This window comes from Sphingomonas sp. VDB2, assembly GCF_047946695.1.
Taxonomy (GTDB): Bacteria; Pseudomonadota; Alphaproteobacteria; order Sphingomonadales; family Sphingomonadaceae; genus Sphingobium; species Sphingobium bisphenolicum.
This window is the reverse complement of sequence record NZ_CP159615.1, coordinates 550,992-575,992: the sequence shown is the minus strand read 5'-3', so window position 1 is coordinate 575,992 and position 25,001 is coordinate 550,992. Positions and strand designations below refer to the sequence as shown.

General features: G+C 64.9%; 27 protein-coding genes and 1 tRNA gene. 16 read left to right on the top strand and 12 right to left on the bottom strand.

Annotated features, from left to right (window positions below; translation table 11 throughout):
- Positions 1 to 6 precede the first annotated feature (6 nt).
- The 3 genes from rnr to ABT375_RS02965 form a co-directional block, all read right to left on the bottom strand.
- Positions 7 to 2,352, bottom strand: coding sequence for a ribonuclease R (rnr, locus tag ABT375_RS02975; RefSeq protein ID WP_416464833.1), 2,346 nt, complete (start codon positions 2,350 to 2,352; stop codon positions 7 to 9).
- Between the two features lie 513 nt (positions 2,353 to 2,865).
- Complete coding sequence (locus tag ABT375_RS02970; protein WP_416464080.1) at positions 2,866 to 3,519, bottom strand: MOSC domain-containing protein; 654 nt, start codon at positions 3,517 to 3,519, stop codon at positions 2,866 to 2,868.
- Positions 3,520 to 3,577: 58 nt separating this feature from the next.
- Positions 3,578 to 3,796: a DUF2945 domain-containing protein gene (locus ABT375_RS02965; protein ID WP_224549867.1), complete on the bottom strand. Its 219-nt coding sequence runs from the start codon at positions 3,794 to 3,796 to the stop codon at positions 3,578 to 3,580.
- Between the two features lie 123 nt (positions 3,797 to 3,919).
- On the opposite strand from ABT375_RS02965, the gene ABT375_RS02960 reads away from it, so the two are divergent.
- The 4 genes from ABT375_RS02960 to ABT375_RS02945 all read left to right on the top strand — a co-directional run bounded on the left by ABT375_RS02960 (position 3,920) and on the right by ABT375_RS02945 (position 7,397).
- Complete coding sequence (locus ABT375_RS02960; protein WP_224549866.1) at positions 3,920 to 5,098, top strand: glycosyltransferase family 4 protein; 1,179 nt, start codon at positions 3,920 to 3,922, stop codon at positions 5,096 to 5,098.
- A gap of 28 nt (positions 5,099 to 5,126) precedes the next feature.
- A complete protein-coding gene (locus ABT375_RS02955; protein ID WP_416464079.1) occupies positions 5,127 to 6,443 on the top strand; it encodes a replication-associated recombination protein A in 1,317 nt (438 codons plus the stop codon).
- Positions 6,440 to 7,294 carry a hypothetical protein gene (locus ABT375_RS02950; RefSeq protein ID WP_416464078.1) on the top strand — a complete coding sequence of 285 codons (855 nt, stop codon included), beginning with the start codon at positions 6,440 to 6,442 and terminating at the stop codon, positions 7,292 to 7,294. The genes ABT375_RS02955 and ABT375_RS02950 overlap by 4 nt, the downstream gene beginning before the upstream one ends.
- A 27-nt stretch (positions 7,295 to 7,321) precedes the next feature.
- Positions 7,322 to 7,397 (top strand) — tRNA-Thr (locus ABT375_RS02945).
- 497 nt (positions 7,398 to 7,894) lie between these two features.
- Here ABT375_RS02945 and ABT375_RS02940 read toward each other — a convergent pair.
- Positions 7,895 to 8,335 carry a cupin domain-containing protein gene (locus ABT375_RS02940; RefSeq protein ID WP_224549863.1) on the bottom strand — a complete coding sequence of 147 codons (441 nt, stop codon included), beginning with the start codon at positions 8,333 to 8,335 and terminating at the stop codon, positions 7,895 to 7,897.
- A 121-nt stretch (positions 8,336 to 8,456) separates the two neighbouring features.
- Here ABT375_RS02940 and ABT375_RS02935 point away from each other — a divergent pair, with 121 nt between their 5' ends.
- A complete protein-coding gene (locus ABT375_RS02935) occupies positions 8,457 to 8,759 on the top strand; it encodes a glycine zipper 2TM domain-containing protein (protein WP_224549862.1) in 303 nt (100 codons plus the stop codon).
- Between the two features lie 112 nt (positions 8,760 to 8,871).
- Here the strand turns inward: ABT375_RS02935 and ABT375_RS02930 are convergent, their stop codons facing one another.
- A complete protein-coding gene (locus ABT375_RS02930) occupies positions 8,872 to 9,153 on the bottom strand; it encodes a hypothetical protein (RefSeq protein ID WP_224549930.1) in 282 nt (93 codons plus the stop codon).
- 153 nt (positions 9,154 to 9,306) lie between these two features.
- Positions 9,307 to 9,714, bottom strand: coding sequence for an EVE domain-containing protein (locus ABT375_RS02925; RefSeq protein WP_261934783.1), 408 nt, complete (start codon positions 9,712 to 9,714; stop codon positions 9,307 to 9,309).
- A gap of 105 nt (positions 9,715 to 9,819) precedes the next feature.
- Between ABT375_RS02925 and ABT375_RS02920 the strand changes: the two genes are divergently transcribed.
- Positions 9,820 to 10,767, top strand: a complete 948-nt coding sequence (locus tag ABT375_RS02920; RefSeq protein ID WP_416464077.1) for an isopenicillin N synthase family dioxygenase — start codon at positions 9,820 to 9,822, stop codon at positions 10,765 to 10,767.
- Positions 10,768 to 10,854: 87 nt separating this feature from the next.
- Here the strand turns inward: ABT375_RS02920 and ABT375_RS02915 are convergent, their stop codons facing one another.
- On the bottom strand, positions 10,855 to 11,238 hold the full coding sequence (locus tag ABT375_RS02915; protein WP_224549856.1) for a dihydroneopterin aldolase: 384 nt from the start codon (positions 11,236 to 11,238) through the stop codon (positions 10,855 to 10,857).
- Positions 11,239 to 11,348: 110 nt separating this feature from the next.
- On the opposite strand from ABT375_RS02915, the gene ABT375_RS02910 reads away from it, so the two are divergent.
- From ABT375_RS02910 to ABT375_RS02895, 4 genes are read left to right on the top strand one after another with little or no spacing between them, the layout of a single operon-like run.
- Entirely contained in the window at positions 11,349 to 11,885 is a 537-nt protein-coding gene (locus tag ABT375_RS02910) for a GNAT family N-acetyltransferase (protein ID WP_416464076.1), read from the top strand.
- A 42-nt stretch (positions 11,886 to 11,927) separates the two neighbouring features.
- On the top strand, positions 11,928 to 12,494 hold the full coding sequence (locus ABT375_RS02905) for a DUF1285 domain-containing protein (RefSeq protein WP_416464075.1): 567 nt from the start codon (positions 11,928 to 11,930) through the stop codon (positions 12,492 to 12,494).
- Positions 12,491 to 13,099, top strand: a complete 609-nt coding sequence (locus ABT375_RS02900; protein WP_416464074.1) for a CoA pyrophosphatase — start codon at positions 12,491 to 12,493, stop codon at positions 13,097 to 13,099. The genes ABT375_RS02905 and ABT375_RS02900 overlap by 4 nt, the downstream gene beginning before the upstream one ends.
- Complete coding sequence (locus tag ABT375_RS02895) at positions 13,080 to 14,291, top strand: CCA tRNA nucleotidyltransferase (RefSeq protein ID WP_416464073.1); 1,212 nt, start codon at positions 13,080 to 13,082, stop codon at positions 14,289 to 14,291. Before ABT375_RS02900 ends, ABT375_RS02895 begins: the two co-directional genes overlap by 20 nt.
- Here ABT375_RS02895 and ABT375_RS02890 read toward each other — a convergent pair.
- From ABT375_RS02890 to ABT375_RS02870, 5 genes are all read right to left on the bottom strand, one after another.
- A complete protein-coding gene (locus tag ABT375_RS02890) occupies positions 14,255 to 16,009 on the bottom strand; it encodes a putative bifunctional diguanylate cyclase/phosphodiesterase (RefSeq protein WP_224549847.1) in 1,755 nt (584 codons plus the stop codon). The two genes, ABT375_RS02895 and ABT375_RS02890, sit on opposite strands and share 37 nt — an antisense overlap.
- Before the next feature lie 88 nt (positions 16,010 to 16,097).
- Entirely contained in the window at positions 16,098 to 18,386 is a 2,289-nt protein-coding gene (parC, locus tag ABT375_RS02885) for a DNA topoisomerase IV subunit A (protein ID WP_416464072.1), read from the bottom strand.
- A 45-nt stretch (positions 18,387 to 18,431) separates the two neighbouring features.
- A complete protein-coding gene (locus ABT375_RS02880; protein ID WP_224549843.1) occupies positions 18,432 to 18,728 on the bottom strand; it encodes a CcdB family protein in 297 nt (98 codons plus the stop codon).
- The gene (locus ABT375_RS02875) at positions 18,728 to 19,066 is read right to left on the bottom strand and encodes a type II toxin-antitoxin system CcdA family antitoxin (protein ID WP_416464071.1); all 339 of its coding nucleotides are present in this window, start codon (positions 19,064 to 19,066) and stop codon (positions 18,728 to 18,730) included. The genes ABT375_RS02880 and ABT375_RS02875 overlap by 1 nt, the downstream gene beginning before the upstream one ends.
- Positions 19,017 to 19,937 carry a LysR substrate-binding domain-containing protein gene (locus tag ABT375_RS02870; protein ID WP_416464070.1) on the bottom strand — a complete coding sequence of 307 codons (921 nt, stop codon included), beginning with the start codon at positions 19,935 to 19,937 and terminating at the stop codon, positions 19,017 to 19,019. Before ABT375_RS02870 ends, ABT375_RS02875 begins: the two co-directional genes overlap by 50 nt.
- A gap of 130 nt (positions 19,938 to 20,067) precedes the next feature.
- Between ABT375_RS02870 and ABT375_RS02865 the strand changes: the two genes are divergently transcribed.
- The 6 genes from ABT375_RS02865 (at position 20,068) to ABT375_RS02840 (ending at position 24,912) form a co-directional block, all read left to right on the top strand.
- Positions 20,068 to 20,229 (top strand): hypothetical protein, encoded by a 162-nt coding sequence (locus tag ABT375_RS02865; RefSeq protein WP_416464069.1) that lies wholly within the window; start codon positions 20,068 to 20,070, stop codon positions 20,227 to 20,229.
- 76 nt (positions 20,230 to 20,305) lie between these two features.
- Positions 20,306 to 21,064 carry a trehalose-phosphatase gene (gene otsB, locus ABT375_RS02860; protein WP_224549835.1) on the top strand — a complete coding sequence of 253 codons (759 nt, stop codon included), beginning with the start codon at positions 20,306 to 20,308 and terminating at the stop codon, positions 21,062 to 21,064.
- Positions 21,065 to 21,168: 104 nt separating this feature from the next.
- On the top strand, positions 21,169 to 22,938 hold the full coding sequence (locus ABT375_RS02855) for a glycoside hydrolase family 15 protein (protein ID WP_416464832.1): 1,770 nt from the start codon (positions 21,169 to 21,171) through the stop codon (positions 22,936 to 22,938).
- Complete coding sequence (otsA, locus tag ABT375_RS02850; RefSeq protein ID WP_416464068.1) at positions 22,935 to 24,341, top strand: alpha,alpha-trehalose-phosphate synthase (UDP-forming); 1,407 nt, start codon at positions 22,935 to 22,937, stop codon at positions 24,339 to 24,341. The genes ABT375_RS02855 and otsA overlap by 4 nt, the downstream gene beginning before the upstream one ends.
- Positions 24,338 to 24,745, top strand: a complete 408-nt coding sequence (locus ABT375_RS02845; protein ID WP_416464067.1) for an SRPBCC family protein — start codon at positions 24,338 to 24,340, stop codon at positions 24,743 to 24,745. Before otsA ends, ABT375_RS02845 begins: the two co-directional genes overlap by 4 nt.
- Before the next feature lie 32 nt (positions 24,746 to 24,777).
- A complete protein-coding gene (locus ABT375_RS02840) occupies positions 24,778 to 24,912 on the top strand; it encodes a hypothetical protein (protein WP_261934795.1) in 135 nt (44 codons plus the stop codon).
- Positions 24,913 to 25,001: the final 89 nt, after the last annotated feature.

Below are 25,001 nucleotides of genomic sequence, written 5' to 3'. Positions count from 1 at the left end.
GCGACTTTACCGCTTATGCTTGCCGCGCTTCGCCCCCGTATGCCGGATATTGGTCGGTCGGCCGCGCTTGATGCCGGGACGGGTGCGATCGCGCTTCAACAGGCCGCCGCGGGGCGCGGGATTGTCGGGCAGTTCAAAGCGTAGCGAGCCGTTGATCGGATCGGCTTCCGCCAATCGCAGTTCCAGCCGCTGGCCGACCGTGTAGCGATCGCCGCTTTCGACGCCCTGCAAGGCCTTGCCCGCTTCGTCATAAAAAAAATGTTCGGCGCCCATGGTGGACACCGGCACCAGTCCGTCGCCGCCCAGCCCGTCGACCGTGGCGAAGAAGCCGAAATTCTGGACCCCGGTGATGCGCGCCTTGACGATTTCGCCGACATGGGCGGACAGGAAGGCCGCGACATAGCGATCGACGGTCTCGCGCTCCGCCTCCATCGCGCGGCGTTCATGGCCGGAGATGAGTTCGCCGACCCGCCCCATATTCTCATAATCGTCCTGGCTGAGCGACGAGCGGCTCGGGATCGCGTCGCCCTTGGGCGCGGGCAGTTCCAGGCTGTAGGCGCCGACCAGCGCGCGATGCACCAGCAGGTCCGCATAGCGGCGGATGGGCGAGGTAAAATGGGCGTAGCTGCCCAGCGCGAGGCCGAAATGGCCCATATTTTGCGGGCTGTAATAGGCCTGGGTCTGGCTGCGCAGGATCTGGACCATGATCTGCTCCTTCTCCTCCGACTCCGCGATTTTGCGGATCAGCGCGTTGAAGGTCGATGGGCGGATCACCTGGCCGAGCGCGAAATCCATGTCGAAGGTGGCGAGATAGTCCTTGAGCGCGACCAGTTTTTCGCGGCCCGGCGCTTCATGCACGCGGTACATGACGGGGGCCTTCTTCGCCTCCAGCGCCTTGGCCGCCGCGACGTTCGCCGCGATCATATAATCCTCGATCAGCATATGGGCGTCGAGCCGTTCGCGCACCGCGACGCTGACGATCTTGCCATGCTCGTCCAGCACCACGCGGCGTTCTGGCAGGTCGAGCGCCAGCGGATCGCGCGCGTCCCGCGCCTTGCGCAGCAGCGCCCAGCAGGCCCAGAGGGGCTTGAGGGCGACGTCGAGCAATTCGTCTGCCTGCTTGCGCGACGCTGTCGGCGCAGCGTCGGCCTCCGCGCCGTCGATCGCGGCCTGCGCATCTTCATAGGCCAGGACCGCCGCGACGCGGATCACGGCGCGGGTGAAGCGCCAGCCCGTCACCTTGCCCTGGGCGTTGATGGTGAGGTGGCAGGCCATCGCCGCCCGGTCCTGCCCGGCGCGGAGCGAACACATGTCGGACGAGAGGTCATGGGGCAGCATCGGCACGACCTGGTCGGGGAAATAGACGCTGTTGCCCCGCTTGCGCGCTTCCTTGTCCAGCGCGCTGCCGGGCCGGACATAGTAGCTGACGTCGGCGATGGCGACGATAGCCTTATAGCCGCCGGCATTGCCCTCATCCTCGTCCGGGGTCGCCCAGACGGCATCGTCATGGTCGCGGGCGTCGGACGGATCGATCGCGACGATCGGCAGGTGGCGCAGATCTTCGCGCTTGTCCGCATGCAATGGCAGGGCGGAGGCGGTGATCGCCTCCTCCTCCACCCGCTCCGGGAAGACATGGGGGATGCCATGCTTGTGGATCGCGATCAGGCTGAAGCTGCGCGGGGCGAAGGGGTCGCCGAGAATGTCGGTGACGCGGGCGGCAATGCGCGGCGGGCGGCCATGGGGTTCGGCCAGCACCAGGTCACCGGGCTTGGCGTTGCCGACGTCGCTGATCGGCGTATCCTTGCGGATGCGCTTGTCGACCGGGCGCAGCCATAGCTTGCCGTCGGCCATCACCTCCACCACGCCCAGCAATTCCTCGCTGGCCTTGGCGAGCTTCTTCATGACGTGCGCGACATAGCCGCGCCCGGCTTCCTCGGTGCGGGCGAGGATGCGGTCGCCGATGGTCAAGGCGCCGCGTTTGCCGCGTTCCAGCACGCGCAGGCGGGGCGCAGGCTGGCCTTCGGCTTCCCACCGTTCGGGGGTGGCGATCAGGGTCGTGTCGTCGACATCGACGATGCGCAGCACCGTGACCTTGGGCACGCCACCCATCTTGTGGAAGGCGCTGGCGGGGCCGAGATCGATCAGCCCCTCGTCCGCCATATCCTTGAGCAACGCCTTGAGCGCGATCTTTTCCTGCCCCTTGAGGCCGAACGCCTTGGCGATCTCGCGCTTGCCGGCGGGCTGGTCGGAACTGGTGATGAAGTCCATCACCGCGTCGCGGGTCGGAAAGCCGGCGGGCCGGACTTTGGTGCGCGCGGGGGCGGATGCTTTGTTCTTGGGGGTCGATGCCATGGACCAGCTATAGGCAGGCGCCCCGTCCGATGCCAGCGATATGGCGGCGACTTCGGCGCCCGGGAACGCCGCAGGATCGACGGGCGGATGACGGGCCGAAACTTCCCGAACTTCATGCATGTGCCGCATGGTGAATTTTTTATCCCAAACTGCGCCGCACCCTCCGGAGACTGGCGGATAAGCGGGGCTGACGATGCGAAGGAACCGGACGCGGATATAGCGGAATCCGGCGATGTAGGACAGCGAGGACGGCTTTGTGCCTGTGGGGAATTGGGTCGCCGGGATGGAGGGCCGGGATAGGCGGGAAGCAGACGGTCGGCTTTCTCCACCGTCATGCCATCGAAAGGCGCGTGGCTCTCGGAAGCATCTCTCTTTTCTCTCAAGCGTTTCGTTAGAAGAAGGGAGATTCCAGCCTAGGCTGGGATGACGAAGATGAGAGACCAAATATAGCTACTTTCGGACATTGCACTCACCCTGCCGCGGAAACGCGATCCGCTCCCATCTCCCGCCGACCTATGCCGCCAGTTTGCGCGCCCTCTCCCGCCAGGCTTCGGCCAGGAGCGGCATGTCCGCCAGCGCGCAAACGGCGTCGGGATCGCGTTTGTGGCCACCGGCGATCAGCAACTGGAATATTCGCGCGATGCTCCAGTCGGGCAAGGGACGGTCCAGCAGGTCCATGCGCGTGCCGGATTCCGCCTCGCCCTGCCGGATGACGCGGAAATAGAGGCCGCTACGCGCGGTCTTGATGATCGTCGTCATGACGTCGCGTGCGCCGAAGCGATGGTCGAGCTTCCAGCAGGGCTGGCGGCCGTGGCTGACCTCCACCACCGCGCTGCCAAGCGAGAAGCGATCGCCCAGGCAGATGTCCGCCTCCGTCATCCCGCGCGAGGCGATATTCTCGCCAAAGGCGCCGGGCGCGTCGAGCAAGGGCTGGTCGGGCTTGCGGCCCCGCCACCAGCCATAATGATCCTGCGGGTAGAGATGGATCGCCTTGTCCCAGCCACCATGATGGATGGGGTCGGCTACCGCATCTTGTTCGAACCCGTCCCATGTGATGCGCACGACGCCATCAACGGGTCGCTTGGCGATGGCGCTATAATCGCCGTCGCGAAAGGGGGCGGGCGTGCCGACCAGCAGCGCGTCGATGGTCATGAAGGGCGTCGTCATCGGAACGATATGCCATGATCGCACGCGCGGCGCGATGGCCGGTTGACGAACAGAGGCTTCAGCCGCTGCTGAGTTCGGACCGCAGCTTGAGCACCTCACCGCCGCTATCTGCCTGAATGAGATAGGCGGGGTCGCGCGGCGAGCCGTTGCGGCGGATCAGCGATCCTTCGATGGTGCGCTCGACATGGCGATCGAACCGTTCCGCGATACGTCCTCGGCCGACGCCCTGCCCCCAATTCCATTTGACCCGCGTTCCTTTACGGAAAGTCTCGGTCATGGGCATTCTCTCCAATTCGGGCGCAAGCTGCGCCGGCCGTTCCAAGCCCCTGCGAAAAGCAAAATTCCCGACGCGCTGACTGGTTCCCTTGGGTTTTTTCGCCGGTTGCGTTAAGGGGCGGCGATGGATGCTACCGGCCTGCGCGTCGCCCTGTTCAGCGGCAATTATAATTATGTGCGCGATGGCGCGAACCAGGCGCTCAACCGCTTCGTGACCTATTTGCTGCGGCAGGGGGCGGCCGTGCGCGTCTATTCGCCCACCACCCCCACCCCGGCCTTCGATCCGGCCGGGGATCTGGTCAGCACGCCGTCCTTCCCGGTGCCGGGGCGCAAGGAATATCGAGTCCCCTATCGCATGTCGGCGCAGGTTCGCCGCGATCTCAAGGCGTTCGCGCCCAATGTCGTGCATCTGTCGAGCCCCGATCCGCTGGGGCATCGGGCATTGAGCTGGGCGCGCACACGCGGGCTGCCGACCGTGGCGTCGGTGCATACGCGGTTCGAAACCTATCCGCGCTATTATGGGCTGGCCTTTCTGGAGCCGCTGATCGAATCCATCCTGCGCCGCTTCTATCGCCGCTGCGACGCGATCGTCGCGCCATCCGAATCGATGGCGCAACTGCTGCGCGATCAGCGGATGAACTATGATGTCGGCATCTGGACACGCGGCATCGACCGGGAGATTTTCCATCCCGGCCGCCGCGACCTGGACTGGCGGCGGTCGCTGGGCATCGCCGACGACGCGCCCGCCATCGGCTTCATCGGCCGGCTGGTGATGGAAAAGGGGCTGGACGTCTTTTCCGACGCAATCGACCAGCTCGCCGCCCGGCAGGTGCAGCACAAGGTGCTGGTGGTGGGAGAAGGCCCGGCGCGCGAATGGTTCCAGAACCGGCTGCCAGATGCGGTTTTTACCGGCTTCCAGAAGGGGGCGGAGCTGGGCCGTGCAGTCGCCAGCATGGACGTGCTGTTCAACCCGTCGGTGACCGAGACGTTCGGCAATGTCACGCTGGAGGCGATGGCGTGCGGCCTCCCCACCGTCGCGGCGCGGGCCACCGGCAGCGAGAGCCTGGTCACGGACGGCGTCACCGGGCGGCTGATCCGCCCCGGCGCGATCGGCGCCTTCGCCGACGCATTGCAGGCCTATTGCATCGATGACGGCGCGCGGCAGGTGGCGGGCGCGGCGGCGCAGCAACGGGCGGAGCGCAATGGATGGGACCAGGTCAACCAGGCGCTGGTCGACACCTATCTGCGCGTCATCCGCCAGCGCGCCCAGGGGCTGGCGCCGCGATCCAGCCCGGTTCCATAATGCGCGACGCACCCTATACACGGTAGCGATGGCCGACCTTTTCGCTTCCGATGATCTTCCTGCCGACGGACCGGCGGACACCGCGCCCCTCGCCGACCGGCTGCGCCCGCGCACGCTGGCCGATGTGGTGGGACAGGAACATCTGACCGGGCCGGATGGCGCGATCGGCCGGATGGTGGCGGCCGGGCGGCTGTCGTCGATCATATTATGGGGGCCGCCCGGCACCGGCAAGACGACGACGGCGCGGCTGCTGGCCGATGCGGTGGGGATGCGCTTTGCCCCGATATCGGCGGTATTTTCGGGCGTGGCCGACCTCAAGAAGCTGTTCGCGAGCGCCAGGGACCATGCCCGGCGCGGCGAGAAGACATTATTGTTCGTGGACGAGATCCACCGCTTCAACCGGGCGCAACAGGACGGTTTCCTGCCCTTCGTCGAGGACGGTACGGTGACTTTGGTCGGGGCGACGACCGAAAATCCGAGTTTCGAGCTGAACGCGGCCCTGCTGTCGCGGGCGCAGGTGCTGATCCTGCGGCGGCTGGACGCGGCCGCGCTGGAGCAGTTGCTCGACCGGGCCGAGGCGCTGACGGGGCGGCCGGTGCCGATCGACGCCGCCGCGCGCGAGGCGCTGGTGGCGAGCGCGGATGGCGACGGGCGCTTCCTGCTCAACCAGGTCGAGACGCTCTATGCGATCGATTTGCCGCAGCCGCTCGGTCCGGCCGGCCTGTCCGCCCTGCTCCACCGCCGGGTCGCGGTGTATGACAAGGACCGGGAGGGGCATTATAACCTCATCTCCGCGCTGCATAAGTCGCTGCGCGGGTCGGACCCGCAGGCGGCGCTCTATTATCTGGCGCGGATGCTGACGGCGGGGGAAGAGCCGCTTTATGTGCTGCGCCGGCTGGTGCGCTTCGCGACGGAGGATATCGGCCTCGCCGATCCGCAGGCGGTGGTGCAGTGCCTGGCCGCCAAGGACGCCTATGATTTCCTGGGATCGCCCGAGGGCGAGCTGGCGATCGTCCAGGCGTGCCTCTATTGCGCGACCGCGCCCAAGTCGAACGCGGCCTATGCGGCGATGAAGGCGTCTTTCAAATCGGCGCGCGACACCGGGTCGCTGATGCCGCCGATGAACATCGTCAACGCCCCCACCAAGCTGATGAAGCAGGTCGGTTACGGCAAGGGCTATCAATATGACCATGACGCGGCGGAGGGCTTTTCCGGGGCCAATTACTGGCCGGACGAGATGACGCCGCAGATTTTCTATGCGCCGACCGATCGCGGGTTCGAGGCACGGATCGCCGAGCGCATCGCCCATTGGGACCGGTTGCGGGCGGAACGCGGGGGCGGGTGACGCGGTTCGGGCGGTTCGCCGCGATCGACTGGTCGGGCGCCAAGGGCGCGCGGCACAAGGGGATTGCAGTGGCGCTGTGCGAGGCGGGCGATGCCGTGCCGCGGCTGGTGGCGGCGCCGGGTGGTATCTGGTCGCGGCAGGCGGTGGCCGACTGGCTGGTCGGGGCCGGGCGGCAGGCCCCTACCCTGTTCGGCTTCGATTTCAGCTTCGCGCCGCCCTTTGTCGCGCGTGGCGGCTATCTGCCGGGCGATCGGGTGCCGGAAGACGGCCCCGGTTTCTGGGCCTATGTCGATGCGATCTGCGAGGATGCGGACCTGGGCGCGGCGAGCCTGCTGGAAGTCGCGCATCGCCGCCATTTCTATTTCGGCAAGGCGGACGGGGTGAAGGCCGCTTTCATGCATAATCGTGTCTGCGAGGCGCGGTATAAGGCGGGCGGCGGGGGCAAGCCATCGACCGTCTATGACGCGATCGGCGCGGCGCAGGTGGCCAAGGCCAGCTTTGCCGGGATGCGGATGCTGCATCACGTGCGCGGCAGGCTGCCGGTTTGGCCCTTCGATCCATTGCCCGATACCGGGTCGGTGGTGGTGGAAATCTATACCAGCATCGCCGCGCGCGCGGCGGGGCGGCCCAAGGGGCGCAGCAAGATGCGCGATGCGGCCGCGCTGAACGAGGCCCTGGCGGCGTTGGGATCGGCCGCGCATGACGGCCCGATGCCCGACGACCATGGCGCGGACGCGATCGTCACCGCCGCCTGGATGCGCCGGGCCGCGGCTGAACCGGCCATGTGGAAGCCCGCGATGCTGACGGCGCAGATTGCGCGCACTGAGGGCTGGACGTTCGGCGTCATCTGATAGTAAGGGCGTGCGTCCGAAAGGCACGCCGGCTTAGCTCAGTTGGTAGAGCACCTGATTTGTAATCAGGGGGCCACGGGTTCGAATCCTGTAGCCGGCACCATTTTAAAATCGTTGCGGACCATCAAGCCGCTGCCGCCGCCCAAACGCAAAATGGGGGCCGGCATTGCTGCCGGTCCCCACTTCCGTCGGGTCATGCGATCCGCGTCCCTCGCAGGATGCGATCATCGGCCCGGCGTATCCTGAACGTCATCTTCGGGCGAAGATGGCCATACAGGCTGTGCTTCGGATTCTAGGCCAAGGGCCGCCTTTCCGATGCTGGCTGCTTGCTTCCGATGCCCGACGTTCACTTTCGCGCGTACCCGGCAATGGTCCCAAACATCCCGTCCGTCTGCCCGGCGCCGTCCTTGCGGACATTGCCTGCTAGCGAACTATCTCCACAGCATAATCCCAGATTTCTCGGGGATTTTGGATCTGGATCACTCCGTTTCCGCTGTCTCGATAACTGGATGGTCTCACCATCGGCGAGTCGCTCCAAGCGAAATCGGACGAATTTGTGACGGACCGGTTCGCAAAGCTGTGGATAACTGTGGATAAGTTTCAGCCGGGCGGCGACCAGTCCGGCGGCGCCAGGGAAAAGCCAGCAAAATCAAAGCCCGGCGTGACGGTGCAACTGACCAACACCCATCCTCCTTGCGGTGTCGATGCCTGCCAATGATGCGCCGGCACCCAGCCTTGCGGCCTCTGACCGCCCAGAATGTCCGGCCCCAGCAGTAGATCGCGGGCCGGCGCGCCCGGCGGCGCGATCGACAGGACCAGCGGCGCGCCAGCGTGCCAGAACCAATGTTCGTCGGCATCGACACGATGCCAGTGGGAACGCTGATGCGCCTCCAGTAGGAACAGGATCGCCGTGCCGGCGGCACGCTCGCCGGGCGATTCCGCCGCACGCCACGTCTCCAAATACCAGCCGCCTTCGGGATGCGGGGCGAGGCCGAGCCGGTCGATCAGCGCCCGCCCATCCCGTTCGTCGTCCGCCCGCATCCATTCACCTCAAAATTTATTCCATTGGAAACAGTTACTTAGATTGTTGCCTGACGTTCATGCAACCTCGATCAAGGTAAGCGGGTTGAAGCGACAAATCACGCTATCGGAGGAGATACTCATGCGTAAAGCTCTACTCGCCCTGGCCGCCGTTTCGCTGGCCATTCCCATGTCCATGGCGGTGCCGACCGACGGCGCGCAGGCGCGCAAACATTATCGCTATAAGGAATGGCGTGGCCGCGACGGCCGGACCTATTGCCGCAAGTCGAACGGCACCACCGGCCTGATCGTCGGCGGCGTGGGTGGCGCGCTGGTCGGCCGGGCGATCGATACCCGCGGCGACCGTGCGACCGGCACGATTCTCGGCGCTGCTGGTGGCGCCCTGCTCGGCAAGTCGATCGACAGCAAGCGCACCTGTCGCTGAGGTGTCGGAGCCGGCTGGAAACAGCCGTCTCTTTCCAACAGCTTTGTAGCGCGACAAAAAAGGGACGGCATCCCGTCGGATGCCGTCCCTAACTTTTTGCCAGCCTGAAGGCTTATTCCGCGGCGGCGCCGCGCGCGTCTTCAACCTTGAAGGCGACCGGCTGACCACCCGATACGCCCGAAACCTTGCCATTCTTGACGGCCAGGTTGAACGCGACGGCATCGGGGAAGCGACGGCCGGAAATGACCTTGCCGGTCTTGGTGTCCTTCACCTGATACACGTAGGTATAGCCTTCGTGAGTAAAACGCTGCTTGCCGGCTTCTTCAGCCTGGGCGGGAGAGGCAATGGCGACGATGGCGCTCAGGGCGCCGGTGACAATGAACTTGGACAGCATTCGCATGGGTAAACTCCTTGTGAATGCCGATCAAACACCTCTTGTTTTTTCTTATTCTGTTGCGGGCGCTTCTATGTTGCAGCGCGGCAGAGCCACAATCGCAAAAAACGGCGCGCCAGTTGCATCCTGTGCAACCGCGCGACACGCCGTGGATCAAGCCTTTGACATTGCGACGATATGGTCGAATTGCTCTTTGGTCAGAGGGGCGACGGAAAGGCGCGATTGGCGCAGCATCACCATGTCGGACAGGGCTGAATCCGCCTTCATCGCCTTGAGCGACACTGGCCGCGCGAGTTTTTCATGCGGCGCGACATGGACGGCGATCCACTTCCCGCTGTCGTCGGTGCTGTCGGGCGCGGCTTCTTCGACGATCGTCATGATACCGACCGCCTCAAGTCCGATATTGCTATGGTAGAAGAAGGCCAGATCGCCCTTGCGCATCGCCTTCATATGACCCTGCGCGGCATGGTTGCGCACCCCGTCCCATTCGGCCTTCCCTTTCCTGACGAGATCGTCATAGGAAAAGACATCGGGTTCCGATTTCATCAGCCAGTAGTTCATTTTGCCTCCTTGCAACAGCGTCCCGGCGCGATCAAGGATGGCGTCATGCACGGGCCGCCCCATATGCAGGGCATGACCCCGACAAATGATATTTGGAGATAAGACGTGTCGCAAGCGGTACTGGATCAGGTGCCTGTCCTGTCCATGGCGGAAATGAGCAAGGCGGATTTCGCCGCGGCGTTCGGCCGATCCTTCCAGCAGTTCGGCTTCGCCATGGTGAAGGACCATGGCATGGACCAGGCGCTGGTCGATGACGGCTGGGCGCTGGCCCGGCGCTTCTTCGCGCTGCCGGAGGATGTGAAGCAGCGCTACAACGCCAGGGTCAATGGCGGACAGCGGGGCTATACCGCGTTCGGCACCGAGATCGCCAAGGGCGCGAGCGAGAACGACCTGAAGGAATTCTGGCATGTCGGCCGCGACCTGCCCGAAGGCGATCCGCTGGCCGCTACGATGCCGCCCAATATATGGCCGGAGGAAATGCCGGAGTTCGAGCCGGTCTTCGCCAGGCTCTATCGCGAGTTCGATCGGGTCGGCGCGGAATTGCTGTCGGCGATCGCGCTCTATCTCAGCCTGCCCGAACGCTGGTTCGACGGACCGATCGACAATGGCAATTCGATCCTGCGGCTGCTCCATTATCCGCCAGTGTCGCCGCAGGCGCCGGGCATTCGCGCGGGCGCGCATGAAGACATCAACCTCATCACCCTGCTGCTGGGCGCGGAAGAAGGCGGGCTGGAGCTAAAGGATCGCGGCGGCAACTGGCTGCCGGTGGTGCCGCCGCCCGGCGCGCTGGCGATCAATGTCGGCGACATGCTGCAACGGCTGACCAACCATCTGCTGCCGTCGACCAGCCACCGCGTGGTCAACCCGCCGCCGGAGCGGCGCGGCCATTCGCGCTATTCCATGCCCTTCTTCCTGCACCTGCGCCCCGATTTCATGATCGACGCGCTGCCGCAATGCGTGAACGAGGAGAATCCACGCCGCGATCCGCCGATCAGCGCGCATGATTATCTGACCGAGCGGCTGATCGAGATCGGGCTGATCAAGAAAGGCTGACGTCGTTCGCTTCGAACCCAGTCGAGAAGCAGGTAACGGAGCGCTTCCCGTTTCTCGACAGGCTCGAAACGAACGAAGGTTGGTGCGTTACTTCCGGCCGCGGCCCAGGGTGATGCCGATTTCCTCGCCGCGTTCGGACAAAGCGAGCTTCACGATCTTCACCTCGACATGGCTGACCTTGTCGTCCTGCAGAAAGATGGTGTCGATGATATGGTCGGCCACCGCTTCGATCAGGGTGAAGTGCACGCCTTGGGGCAGCGCGGTCGAGGCGGCGTGCTTGAGGTCCATATAGTTTTTGGATTGGCCAAGCGCCGTGTCCGGCTCGTAATGATCGGCGATTCGCAGGCGGGCGCGGATGGAGATGCGCAGCGGCTGGGGGAGATGCGTCTCCTCCGAATAAATGCCGGTCAGCACGTCGACATGGAGGTTGTTGACCTCCAGCGTCAGAAAATCGTCAAATCCAGTCTGCATAACTCGCCAACTCAGACCCATGCCGTGCCGTGCGGGCGGGCCAATTTAATCTTTCATTTTGCAAAGCGGGCGCTAAAGCCCCGCTTCCGGCGCTGCCCCATGCGCCATTGATGGCGGATCGGCAAGACGTGTCTCACATTGTTCCCCTGGACAGCCAGCCCGAAGCGGCAATCGAGCAACTGCTCGATGCGGCGTTCGGCGCCGACCGGCACGGACGCACGGCCTATCGCATCCGTGACGGGATGCCCTGGTTGCCCGCCCTCTCCTTCGCCACCGTCGATGCCCAAGGCGCGCTGATCGGGTCGCTGCAAAGCTGGCCCGTGGCGCTGACGGATGAGGATGGCGCGCAAATCCCGCTGATCATGGTGGGGCCGGTGGCAGTCGATCCGGCGCATCAGTTTGGCGGCCATGGCCGGGCGATGATGGACGCGGTGGTCGCCGCCGCGTGCGCGCAGGGCAGCGAGCCGCTGATGATGATCGGCGATCCCGAATATTATGGCCGTTTCTGGGGCTTTGTCGCGGACGGCACGGCAGGCTGGGACGCGCCCGGCCCGTTCGAGCCGCGCCGGTTGCTGGCACTGTCGGTCGATGGTCGTGCCGTCGGCGGAAGCGGGATGCTCGGTCCCAGAATCGCCGTCGCGGCCTGATTTACCCTTTGCCTTCGGGCGAGAGGCTCCTATCTCCGCCCCATGCCGATGGAGCCCCTGCCCGACCTGTCCACCCTCTCGCTCGCCGATATCGCGCGGCTTGCCGCCGAAAAGCGCCTGCCGCCGGTCGAGAAGTGGAATCCCGATCATTGCGGCGACAGCGAGATGCGGATCGCGCGCGACGGCACCTGGTTTCACCAGGGATCGCCGATCGGCCGGGAAACGATGGTGCGGCTCTTCTCCTCCATATTGCGGCGCGAGCCGGACGGCAGCCATGTGCTGGTGACGCCGGTCGAGAAGCTTGACATCGCGGTGGAGGATGCGCCCTTCGTCGCCGTCGAACTGAAGAGCGAAGGTGAAGGCCGGGGCCGCACCCTCGCCTTCCAGATCAAGAATGGCGACATCGTGACCGCTGGGCCGGACCACAAGCTGTGCCTGCGCGAGACGCCGGATGGGCCGCATCCCTATCTGCATGTGCGCGGCGGAATGGAGGCGCTGGTGGCGCGCAGCGTCTATTATGAGTTGATGAACCTGGCGCTGGAAGAAGACGCCGAGCGCATCGGCCTGTGGAGCGACGGCGCCTTCTTCCCGCTGGACGGGGCGGCATGACGCTGGCGCAGCGGTTGCGCGCCGCGCTGGAAGAAGGGCACAGGCGCGAAGATCTGGCGCCCGACGATATGCGCGATCCGCGGATCGACGGAGAGATTGCGCTGGCGCCCGCGGCCGTGCTGGTGGCGATCACCGACCGAGCGGAACCCGGCCTGATCCTGACGGAGCGATCGTCGCGCCTGCGCAAACATGCGGGCCAGATCGCCTTTCCGGGCGGCCGGGTGGATGCGGGCGACGCCGACGAGATCGCCGGGGCCCTGCGCGAGGCGCAGGAGGAAATCGCGTTGCCGCCCGACCGGGTGCAGGTGATCGGGACGGCCGATCGCTACCACACCTTTACCGGCTTCGACATTATCCCGGTGCTGGGCGTCATTCCGCCCGACCTGCCGCTGCGCGCGCAGGAAAGCGAGGTCGCCGACTGGTTCGAACTGCCGCTCGCTTACGCGCTCGATCCCGCGCGCAGGGTGCGCCATGCGGTGGAATATGAGGGCAGGCAGCGTCATTATTACGAGATATATTGGGAAGGCCGCCGCATCTGGGGGATTACCGCCGCCATTCTCGCCAACCTCTCGCGCAGGCTGGGCCATGACCATATACCTGCCTGATGCCGAATGGCGCCATCGCTCCGGCCTGGACGGCCTGTTCGCCGCGCTGGAGGCGGCGGAGGGCAAGGCGCGTTTCGTCGGCGGCGCCGTGCGCGACGGGCTGCTGGGCCTGCCGGTCAATGATCTGGACATCGCCACGACGCTGGGCCCGCAGGACGTGGTCGATCGGCTGAAGCGCGCGGGGATCAAGGCGGTGCCGACCGGGATCGACCATGGCACCATCACCGCCGTCCTGCCAGACGGGCCGGTCGAAATCACCACGCTGCGCCGCGACGTCAGCACGGATGGGCGGCGCGCCACCATCGCCTATACGGACGACTGGCGCGAGGATGCGGCGCGGCGGGACTTCACGATCAACGCCCTTTATGCCGATCCGCTGACCGGCGCGATCAGCGATTATTTCGGCGGGATCGCGGATCTTGAGGCGCGTCGGCTGCGCTTCATCGGCGATGCGTCGGCGCGGATCGCCGAGGATCATCTGCGCATCCTGCGCTATTTCCGTTTCCTGGCGCGCTATGGCGACAATGAGTTGGACAGTATCACCTATGATGCGTGCGTCGCCGCGGCCAACAGCCTTATGGCGCTGTCGCGCGAGCGGATCGCCGACGAACTGCTGAAATTGCTGGGCGTTGCGGCGCCGGTCCATGCGCTGCAGTTGATGGTCGAGGGCGGCATATTGCGGCCGGTGCTGCCGGAAGTGGATGCGGCCGGGATCGGGCGGGTCCATCAGTTGATCGCGCGCGAGGCGGAGGCCGGGATCGCATCATCGGCGCTGCGGCGGCTGGCTGCCCTGCTGCCGCCCGATGCGACATTGGCGGATGGGGTTGGCGCGCGGCTGAAGCTGTCGAACAAGGCGCGCAAGCGGCTGGTCGTCGCGTTGGAGCCGGCGGCGGCGGTGGAAAGTCCGCGCGCGCTGGCCTATCGGGTCGGGCTGGAAGGCGCGATCGACAGGCTGCTGCTCGATTTGGACAGGCCGCTGGCGGTGTTGACCCCGTTGCGGGACTGGACCCCGCCTGCCCTGCCGATCGGCGGCGGGGCGTTGATCGCCCGCGGTTTGACGCCCGGCCCGGATGTAGCCAAGGCGTTGCGTGCGGTGCAGGATGAATGGGTGGCGGAAGATTTCCCCGACGCGACACGCGTCGCGGTAATCGCGGATCAGATCGTCTCGAAATTCCAGCGCGCGCGCCAATAGTCGAACGCTTCCGCTTCGGGCATCGGCTTGGCGAAATGATAGCCCTGCCCCTGCCAGCAGCCCATCTGCTGGAGCGCGAGGGCCAGCGCCTGCGTCTCGATCCCTTCGGCGGTGACCCGCAAGTTCAGCGATTCGGCGAGTGACAGGATGGTGCGGACGATGACCGCCTTGTCATGATCCTCCAGCATCGTGGACACGAAGCTGCGATCGATCTTCAATATGTCGATCGGCAGGCTGTGCAGGCTGGCGAGGTTGGAGAAGCCGGTGCCGAAATCGTCCATCGCGATCGGCATCTGCAACCCCTTGAGCGCGACGAGCAGTTTCCGCGCCTTGTCGGGATCGGCGATGATCGCGCTTTCCGTCAATTCCGCCGTCAGCCGATGCCCGCCAATGCCCGAATAGCGCAAGGCTTCCTCGAACATCGAGGCGACATCGTCGCGCGCCATCTGGATCGGCGAGAGGTTGACGTTGACGCCCACGGGCAGAGGCTGGCCGAATTTCGCATCCCAGCGCGACAGCGCCTGCGCGGCCTCATAGGCGGCCCACCGACCCAGCGGCGTGATGAGGCCACTTTCTTCGGCGACGGCGATGAACTCGACAGGGGGCACATGGCCCAGTTCCTCGTCATTCCAGCGAGCCAAGGCCTCGAACCCGGTGATCTCACCGGTCTGGAGATGGATCAGCGGCTGGTAAGCGAGCGTCAGGCCGCCCTGGGCCAGCGCGTCGCGCAGGCGGCTTTCGATCGAGAAGCGCCGCTGCGCTTCCTTGAGCACGCCATTGCGATAGATTTCGACCTTGCCGCTGCGCTTGGCGATCTTCACCGCGGCCTGCGCCTTGCGCACGACATCGTCGGGATCATCGTCCAGGTTGAGCGAAAGCGCGCAGCCGATGGCGCAGTCGACGCGGATTTGCAGGTCGCTCAAGCGGATCGGCGAACTGAGCGCCTCCTTGATCCGCTGCACGATATGAAGAGCGTCTGACAAGCCGTTGTTCAAACGTGCAAAAATAGCAAAATCATTGCCGCCGATGCGGGCCAGCACATCGCCCTGGCGCAGACTGGACTTCAGGCGTTTGGCGACGGTGATGAGCAGTTCGTCGCCCGCCATGGGACCGAGCGATTCATTGACCCGGCTGAAGCGGCTGAGGTCGATCGCGATGATGCCGAACTGGGCCTTGTCGGGCCAGGCCGAATTGGCGAGACGGTCGTCAATCTCTTCGCCGAATCCCGTGCGATTGGGCAGCGCGGTCAGGCCGTCCGACAGCAATTCCCGGCGGAGATTCTTTTCGATCGTACGCTCGCCGGTGCGGTCGGTGGCGGTGAAGAGATATTGCTCCGGGCGTCCTTGGGCTGCGGGCAGGCGGCCGATGGTGCACATGAAATATTCCGGCCCCAGCTTGCCGTCGCGGCGCAATTCGAAACTGTCCGAATCGCGTCCGGATCGGATGAAGCCCATGACCCGGTCACGCCATGCCGCCGCCATCTTCGCCGCGGCGTCGGCCCGTTCGGACTGCGCCTGAAAGGCGGCGGCGAAGCGCGCATTGCCGTGAACCAACGTTATTTCGTTGTTTTCGCAGGAAAATATGGCCGCAAGCTGTGGCAGGGCCGATAGCCAGTCAGGCACGCTGATGCCCGGCACAGGATGCGCGTCATCGCCCCCCGGCAAGGGGGTGCCGCTGGCCTGTTTGACCGGCAAATTGCGCACCGACGTCGATTCCATACGCCCGCTGTATCGAGAAGGAGTAAATTTTCGGGAAACGCTAACCGCCGAATGGGAGGAACTTAGACCAAAGGCGAAATGCTTGAAATCAGAAGCGATTGTCGCGCGGGAACCCCGTCGGCGGCATACGCCCGGCGGCGCCGCGCGCGACCTTCCACGGCATCATGTCGCTTTCCGTCCGGGTACGCCCCAACTCGCCGCCCATCGTCCAGCTCAGGCCATCGGACAGGCGGAAAGCGATTGCGTCGGACAGGCCGCCGTCGCGATAGCGTTGCATCTGCACGCCCTGCCCACGCGTCATTTTCGGCATTTCGGTGATCGGGAACACCAGCAGCTTACGGTTTTCGCCGATCACGGCGATGCTGTCCGCCTCGGCCGGAATCGGTCGGATGACGCTGAGCTTCGCGCCGGCCCGGACGTTGACCACCTGCTTGCCCTTGCGCGTTTCCGCCATCAGGTCCGCCGTTGCCGCCACGAAACCACGGCCATCCGACGAAGCGAGCAGCAATTCGGTCCCGCTGCGCGCCGGCATGAAGGCGACGATCGCGCCTTCATTGTCCATGTCGACCAGAGAACGCACCGGGTCGCCAAAGCCGCGACCACCCGGCAGCTTGTCCGACGCCAGCGTGTAGATGCGGCCGGTCGAGGTCGCCAGCAGCAGCTTGTCGGTGGTGTAGGCGTGGAACGCATAATGCGGGCCGTCGCCTTCCTTGAATTTGAGCGTGTCGGCGGCGGCAAGGTCACGATGGCCGCTCATCGCCCTGATCCAGCCGCGTTCGGACAGGATCACGGTGATGGGTTCGCGCTCGATCATCGCCTCCAGCGGAATTTCGCGCGCCGGGGCGGCTTCCTCGACCAGGGTGCGGCGGCGGCCGAGATCGGTTTCGGGGCCGTAGCGCTTGCGCAGTGCGGCCAGATCGCGCTTCAGGCGGGTGCGCTGCCGGGCCGGGCTTTCGACCAGCTTCTCCAGCTCCTCCTTCTCCTTGACCAGTTCCGCATGTTCGCGCCGCAACTCCATCTCTTCCAGCTTGCGCAGCGAGCGCAGCCGCATGTTGAGGATGGCTTCCACCTGGCGGTCGTTGAGGGCGAATTCGTCCATCATCACCGCCTTCGGCTCATCCTCGGTGCGGATGATCTCGATCACCCGGTCGAGGTTGAGATAGGCGATGATATAGCCGTCGAGCAGTTCCAGCCTGCCGGCGATCTTTTCCAGCCGATGCTGGGCGCGGCGGACCAGTACGTCGATCTGGTGCTTGAGCCATTCTATCAGCAGCGGGCGCAGGCCCAGCACGCGCGGCGTCCGGGTGGCGTCGAGGACGTTGAGGTTCAGCGGGAAACGATTTTCCAGATCGGTCAGCCGGAACAGGCTGTCCATCAGCATCTGCGGATCGACGGTGCGCGCGCGCGGTTCGATGACGATGCGGATTTCCGCGTCGCTCTCGTCCCGAACGTCCGCCAGGATCGGCAGCTTGCGATCGTTGATGAGCGCCGCAATCTGTTCGATCAGCTTGGATTTCTGCACCTGATAGGGAATTTCGGTGACAACCGCGATCCACGTGCCGCGTCCCCCCTCTTCCTTATGCCAGCGCGCCCGCGTGCGGAAAGCGCCGCGCCCGGTGACATAGGCTTCGGAGATGATCGACGGGCTGTCCACCAGGACACCGCCGGTCGGAAAATCCGGCCCCTTCACCACCGCCATCAAGGCGGCATGATCGGTGTCGGGATCGTCGATCAGCAGGCCAGCCGCGTCGATCAGTTCGGTGACATTATGCGGCGGGATGCTGGTCGCCATGCCGACCGCGATGCCGGTCGCGCCATTGGCGAGCAGATTGGGGAACAGGCCGGGAAAGACCTCCGGCTCCTCATCCTCGCCATTATAGGTGGGTCGATAATCGACCGTGCCTTCGTCCAGTCCCGCCATCAGATCGGCGGCGGCCTGGGTCAGGCGCGCTTCGGTGTAGCGCATCGCCGCAGCGTTATCGCCGTCGATGTTGCCGAAATTGCCCTGCCCGTCGACCAGCGGCGTGCGCAGCGAGAATTCCTGCGCCAGCCGTACCATGGCGTCATAGACCGACTGGTCGCCATGGGGGTGATATTTGCCGATGACGTCGCCGACGACGCGGGCGCATTTCTTGTAACTTGTGGTGTTCCGCGCCGGGTTGGCGACCAGCACGTCCGGGGACGCGCCGCCCGGCTCCATCTTGAGCAGGCGCATCGCCCAGAGCAGGCGGCGATGCACCGGTTTCAGGCCATCGCGCAGGTCCGGCAACGACCGGGCGGTGATGGTCGACAACGCATAGACGAGATAGCGCTGCGAAAGCGCATCGTCGAACGGGTGATCCTTGATGGCGTCGAACGGGTCGCGAAAATCAGTCATCGCAGGTCGGATAGCAGGACGGGCACGAAACGGAAACGGATTTGGTCAGAAGCCGGCGATCAGCATATCGAGAGCTTTGGAGATGTCATAATCCTGATTCCGGAGCGACAGCACAACGTTGCCCAGCGACCGCGCAGGCACCGCGCCGGAAAATTGCGTCATCATAACCAATCGATGCCCATCGACATCAAATTGCGGATTGAGGCGCGCCATCGGCGTTCCCACATCCTCGAGCGGGACCAGCGGCACTACGAAGCGGGTCGTCAGATGGTCCAGCAGGTCGGTTTGGCAGTCCAGAACATAGGCACCATCAGGCAGGCGATGGACACAAAAACGCGCCATTAGAACCGCCGATATTTTTCGAGCGGCAATCCATGTTGTTCGACATAGGCGTTGGAGGCGGCAATGCCGGCCGCGTTGTCTTCTTTCCAGCGCCGTCCGCGCGCCGCCGCAATCTCGCTGCGCAAAGCATCTTCGCACGTGCGGGACAGGTTGATGCCCAGTGCTTTCGCATCGGCTACCAGATCAACGTCCAGTGACAGGTTCGTCGCCTTTCGCGTGGCGATCCGCTCATGTTTGGTTACGACCGACTCCTGTATCTGATATGCGCATGAATATACGCATGACGCGTCAATGCGGCAAGTATCGCCCTTCGGGATCGGCGGCGATCTCGGCCGCAAATTCCGCCACGATCCAGTCGCGGAAGGCCTTCACCTTGGGCGTGTTGCGGGCGTGAGGCGGATAGACCACCCAATAGCTGGCGATTTCCCGGACATAGGAGGGCACGGCTTCGACCAGCAGGCCCGACTCGATCTCCATCTTCCACAGAAAATGGTTGAGGATGGCGACGCCCTGCCCGCCGATCGCGGCGCGCCCCTCCATCACCTGACTGTCGAGGGCGATGCCGGGCGGGCCGGCGGCGGGATCGGCCTCCACCGCCATCGCCGCGAACCATTCATGCCACCACATGTCATCAGGCGACAGGCGCGGCAGGGCATGGAGCGCCTGCGCGTCGGCGATCGGGCCGTGCCGGTCCAGCCAGGCCGGGCTGCACATCGGCACCAGCCGGTTGTGGGTCAGCAATGTCGCCTCCAGCCCCGGCCATTGCCCCTTCCCGCCCCGGATCGCCAGATCCACGCCGTCGCGGGCGAGATCGACGACGCTGTCCTCCGCCTGGATGCGCACGGCGAGGTGCGGATGACGCATCTGAAAGGCCCCGATTTTGGGCGCGAGCCAGAGATGGGCGAAGCTGTTGGTGCAACTGATCGTCAGCACGGCCGAATGATCCTGCGTCAGCGCGGCAAAGCCCTGGCGCATCTGGTCGAAGGCGCGGGTCAGGACGGGCGCGATGTCCCGCCCCTTGTCGGTCAACGCGACCTTGCGCCCGATGCGCTGGAACAGGCTCAGCCCCAGCCGTTCCTCCAACAACTTCACCTGATAGCTGACCGCGGCCTGGGTCATCCCCAGTTCCAAGGCGGCAGCGGTGAAATTTTCGAGGCGGGCGGCTGCTTCGAACACGCGGATTGCGGAGAGGGGCGGCAGCGTCGACATGCCATCATCAATAAGCTGAGCTTATCTAAAACGTCCAGCCTTTTGTTGGCGACCGTCACGGCGATCGGGCAGAAGCGCAGGCGCGGACGATCTTTCCGATCCGCCCCCGCCACTTGGAAAGGACGGCATCATGCGTGACGAATATGACGACCGGCTGCGGTATGACGGCCGCGAACAGATCAACAACGGAATTGACCGGCTGCTGGCCAGGATCATGCAGGCGTTTCGTGTCCTGCATATGATCCATTGGTCCTCGCCCTGGGCGGCCGCTGAACGCCAATGCCGGAACTGAGCCGGACGGCGGCAAAATCGACCATCGCCACCAGATCGGGGGTTGCGGTTTCGGGCAGGAGCGCCACTTTGCGGCCGTGTCCGAATCCGCTCCCCCCGCCCTTTCCGCCCTTCCCCCTCCCCCGACCGCGTTGCTGAACGGCGCGGCGCTGTTCCTCGATTTCGACGGAACGCTGGCGCCGCTGGCCGACACGCCCGACGCGGTGGATGTCGGCGACGACCTGCTGTCGCTGCTGGCCCGGTTGCGCGACCAACTGGACGGGCGGCTGGCGATCGTCAGCGGTCGATCGATCGCGACCCTGCGCGCACTGGGCTTTGGCGATTTCCTGCTGTCGGGCACCCATGGGCTGGAGTTCGCCCGGCCCGGCGCGGCGGTGGACGCCCCGCCCCGCCTGCCCGCCATCGATGCGGTGGAGGCCGCCTTCAACGCCTTTGTCGAGGGCAAGCCCGGCCTGCTGGTCGAACGCAAGTCGATCAGCGTCGGGCTGCATTTCCGCGGCGCGCCGATATGGGGCGAGGAAGCGGGCCGGCTGGCGACGGCCCTGGCGGACGCGCATGGCCTGGCGCTGCAACATGGCAAGATGCTGTATGAATTGCGTCCCGGCGGCGCGGACAAGGGCAGCGCCCTCCTGGCCCTGATGCAGAGCGCGCCGATGGCGGGCGGCGTACCGGTCTTCATCGGCGACGACGTCACCGATGAAGAAGGCTTCGCCGCCGCCGCCGAATTGGGCGGCGCAGGAATATTGGTCGGGGCGCCGCGCGCGACATTGGCCGCATTCTCTTTGGAACAGGTTGCCGCCGTCAGGCATTATCTGGCCGAGGGGGTCGCCGGATAATATTTTCGGCGTCCCTTGTCGTGAGCAACGAAAGGGGCAGACCGATCCAAGCACCGAATGACTCCATCCTGGCTGGCAGCGAGCGAACGCTCGACCTCTGGCCCATCGGCAATTGCCAGGCCTCCGCGCTGATCGACCGCATGGGCCGCATGGTTTGGGCCTGTGTGCCGCGCGTCGATGGCGACCCGGTTTTTTCCGCCCTGCTGGACGATGAGGCATGGGATGATCCGCAGGCGCACGGCTTTTGGGCGATCGAACTGGAAAATTGCGTCGCGGTCGAGCAGCATTATATCCGCAACACCCCGATATTGGTGACCCGCCAGAGCGACGCGCAGGGCAATGCGATCGAAATCATCGATTTCTGCCCGCGGCACAAGCATAAGGGCCGTATCTACCGCCCGGTCGCCTTCATCCGGATCGTGCGGCCGGTCGCCGGTTCCCCCCGCATATGCGTCAAGCTGCGCCCCACTACCGCCTGGAACGCGGAAAAGGTGCCGGTCAGCTATGGATCCAACCATATCCGCATGGTCCTGTCCTACATGGCGATGCGGATATCGACCAATGCGCCTATCGGCCTGATCGCACAGGAAAGCTGGTTCCGGCTGGAGCAGGACGCGCATTTCTTCATGGGGCCGGACGAGGGCTTTTCCGACGCGCTGCGCCCGGCGATCGAACGGATGCTGGACGACACCATCCATGAATGGCAGCTCTGGGTCCGCGGCCTCGCCATCCCGGCCGAATGGCAGGAGGCGGTGATCCGCTCCGCCATTACGCTCAAGCTCTGCCAGCATGAGGAAACCGGCGCGATCGTAGCCGCGCTCACCACCTCCATTCCCGAACATGCGAACAGCGGGCGTAACTGGGACTATCGCTACTGCTGGGTGCGCGACGCCTATTATACGGTCGAGGCGTTGAACCGGCTGGGCGCGCTCGACGTGCTGGAAAGCTATCTCGTCTATCTGCGCAACATCGTCGATGGCGCCAAGGGCGGACATATTCAGCCGCTCTACGATGTGCGCGGCAACGCCACGCTGACGGAATGGGAAGCCGAGCAACTGCCCGGCTATCGCGGCATGGGGCCGGTGCGTGTGGGGAATGCCGCCTATGAACAGGTCCAGCACGACGCCTATGGCCAGATCGTGCTGTCGTCGGTGCAGGGCTTCATCGACCAGCGGCTGCTGCGCATGGCCGGCCATGCCGATTTCGAAGCACTGGAGGCGGTGGGCGAACGGGCCTGGGCGGTGTACGACCAGCCCGACGCCGGCCTGTGGGAACTCCGCACCCGCGCCCATGTCCACAGCTATAGCGCGGTCATGTGCTGGGCGGCGTGCGATCGGCTGGCCCATGCCGCCACCGCGCTCGACCTGCCGGTGCGCGCCGGTCATTGGCAGAACCGCGCCGACACGATGAAGGCGCGTATCCTGGAGGCCGCCTGGCGCACCGACAGCAAGGCGATCTCCGCCAATTTCGAGGATGATTCGCGCGATGCGTCGCTGCTGCAACTGCTCGACCTGCGCTTCCTGACTGCCGACGATCCGATGTTCATCGGCACGCTGGCGGCGCTGGAAACCGACCTGCGGCGCGGCAACGACATGCTGCGTTACAGCGCGCCTGACGATTTCGGCGAACCGGTGACGGCGTTCAACGTCTGCACATTCTGGCTGATCGAGGCGCTGCATCGCACCGGCCGGACCGACGAGGCCCGCGCCCTGTTCGAAGAGATGCTGTCCCGCCGCACCGCCGCAGGGCTGCTGTCCGAAGATATCGACCCCGCAACCGGGGAATTATGGGGCAATTATCCCCAGACCTACTCATTGGTCGGCATCATCAATTGCGCCGTCTTGCTGAGCAAACCGTGGAGCGCGATGCGATGAGCCGCCTTATCGTTATATCGAACCGGGTCAGTCGCCCCAGCAAGTCAGGCAACCAGGGCGGACTGGCCGTCGCATTGTCGCAGGCCTTGAGGGAAAGCCGGGGCATCTGGGTCGGCTGGTCGGGCGAGGTCACCGACAATTTCACCGGCCATATCGGCTTTGCAGAGGATGAGGGGGTCAAGACCGCGACGATCGACCTGGAAGAACAGGATGTTGACGAATATTATAATGGCTACGCCAACAAGACGCTGTGGCCGCTGTTCCATTTCCGCATCGACCTGGCCGAATATGCCCGCGATTTCGAGGGTGGCTATAATCGCGTCAACAAACGCTTCGCGGAGACAGCCAGCCCGCTGATCGAACCCGAAGACGTCATCTGGGTCCATGACTATCATATGATCCCGCTGGGCCAGATGCTGCGCGACAAGGGGCTGAAGAACCGCATGGGCTTCTTCCTCCACATTCCCTGGCCCCCGACCCGGCTGCTGGTGTCGCTGCCCCATCACAGCAAGCTGGTCAGCACGCTGTTCGCCTATGACGTCATCGGCTTCCATACCGAGGAATGGCTCGAATCCTTCCGCCATTATGTCGAGCGCGAGATGGGCGGCAGCGTCAATGGCGACTTCGTCACCGTCGGCGATCGCACAATCCAAGCGGTCGCCTGTCCGATCGGCATCAACGCGAAGGAATTTGCCGAGGCCGCCGAGAGCGACGAGGCGCAGGATATGTTGAGCCTGGTTCGCGCGTCGTTGCAGGACCGGTCGATGATCGTCGGGGTCGATCGGCTGGATTACAGCAAGGGGCTGGAGGAGCGGTTCAACGGCTATGCCCGTTTCCTGAAGGATCATCCCGAACACCACCGCAAGCTGCTGCTGACCCAGATCGCCCCGCCCTCGCGCGGGGAAGTGGAAAGCTACCAGCAGATCCGTGCGACGCTCGATTCCCTCGCAGGACGGATCAACGGCGAATATAGCGACGTCGACTGGACCCCGATCCGCTACGTCAACCAGGGTTATCCGCGCGACAAGCTGGCCGGCATCTATCGCGCCGCAAAGATCGGGCTGGTGACACCGCTGCGCGACGGCATGAACCTGGTCGCGAAGGAATATGTCGCGGCCCAGGACCCCGAAGATCCGGGCGTGCTGATCCTGTCCCGCTTCGCCGGGGCGGCGATGCAGCTCAAGGATGCATTGTTGATAAATCCCTACAGCCCGGAAGAGATGTCCGACGCGATCCTGCGGGCGCTGGCCATGCCGCTGGACGAGCGCAAGCGGCGCTGGCGCGCGATGATGGACAGCGTGGAGCAACAGGATATCAGCTGGTGGCGGCAATGTTTCACCGGCCGGCTGATGGCGGTTGAACGCGCCGAAGCGCCGCCGCTGACGGAAGACATGGCGGGATGACGGCACAGGTCCGCCACCTCAGCATCGGCATCGCCGTGCCTCTGGCGCGGGCCTATGCCTTCGCACGGCGACCGGAAAATTTTCCGCGCTGGGCCGCCGGCCTGTCCGCGACCCTGCATGAGAGCGACGATGGCTGGGTCGCGGATACGCCCGCGGGCGAAGCGCTGGTGCTGTTCACACCGGCCAATGATTTCGGCATCCTCGACCATCGCGTGCGGCTGGCGGGCAGGCCGGACATCTATATCCCGCTGCGGATGATCGAACATGGCGCCGGCACCGAGGTAATCTTCACTTTGCTGCGCCAGCCGGACATGGACGATGCGACGTTCGAGGCCGATGCGCAGGCGGTGACGGCGGACCTGCGCACGCTCAAAGCCTTGCTGGAAGCGGCGCCTGCCGGTTGAGCGGAGCGGCTTCCCTCGCTAAGGCCCGTGTCATGCACAGCGACGATGAAGACGAACCCCGCGGCTTCTGGCCCGCCATTCGAGCCCGATCCGGCCTGATCCTGGGCGTGATCGGCCTGGTCGGCTGGTGCGCGATGATCTGGTTCATGTTCGGGGATGTGCTGTAAGGGGCGCACCAATTGCACGCCCATCCACTTTGCTCTATGGGCCGGCCTAGCAGCCCCGGCACCCGCTGATCCTTTCCGATTCGCGTTTG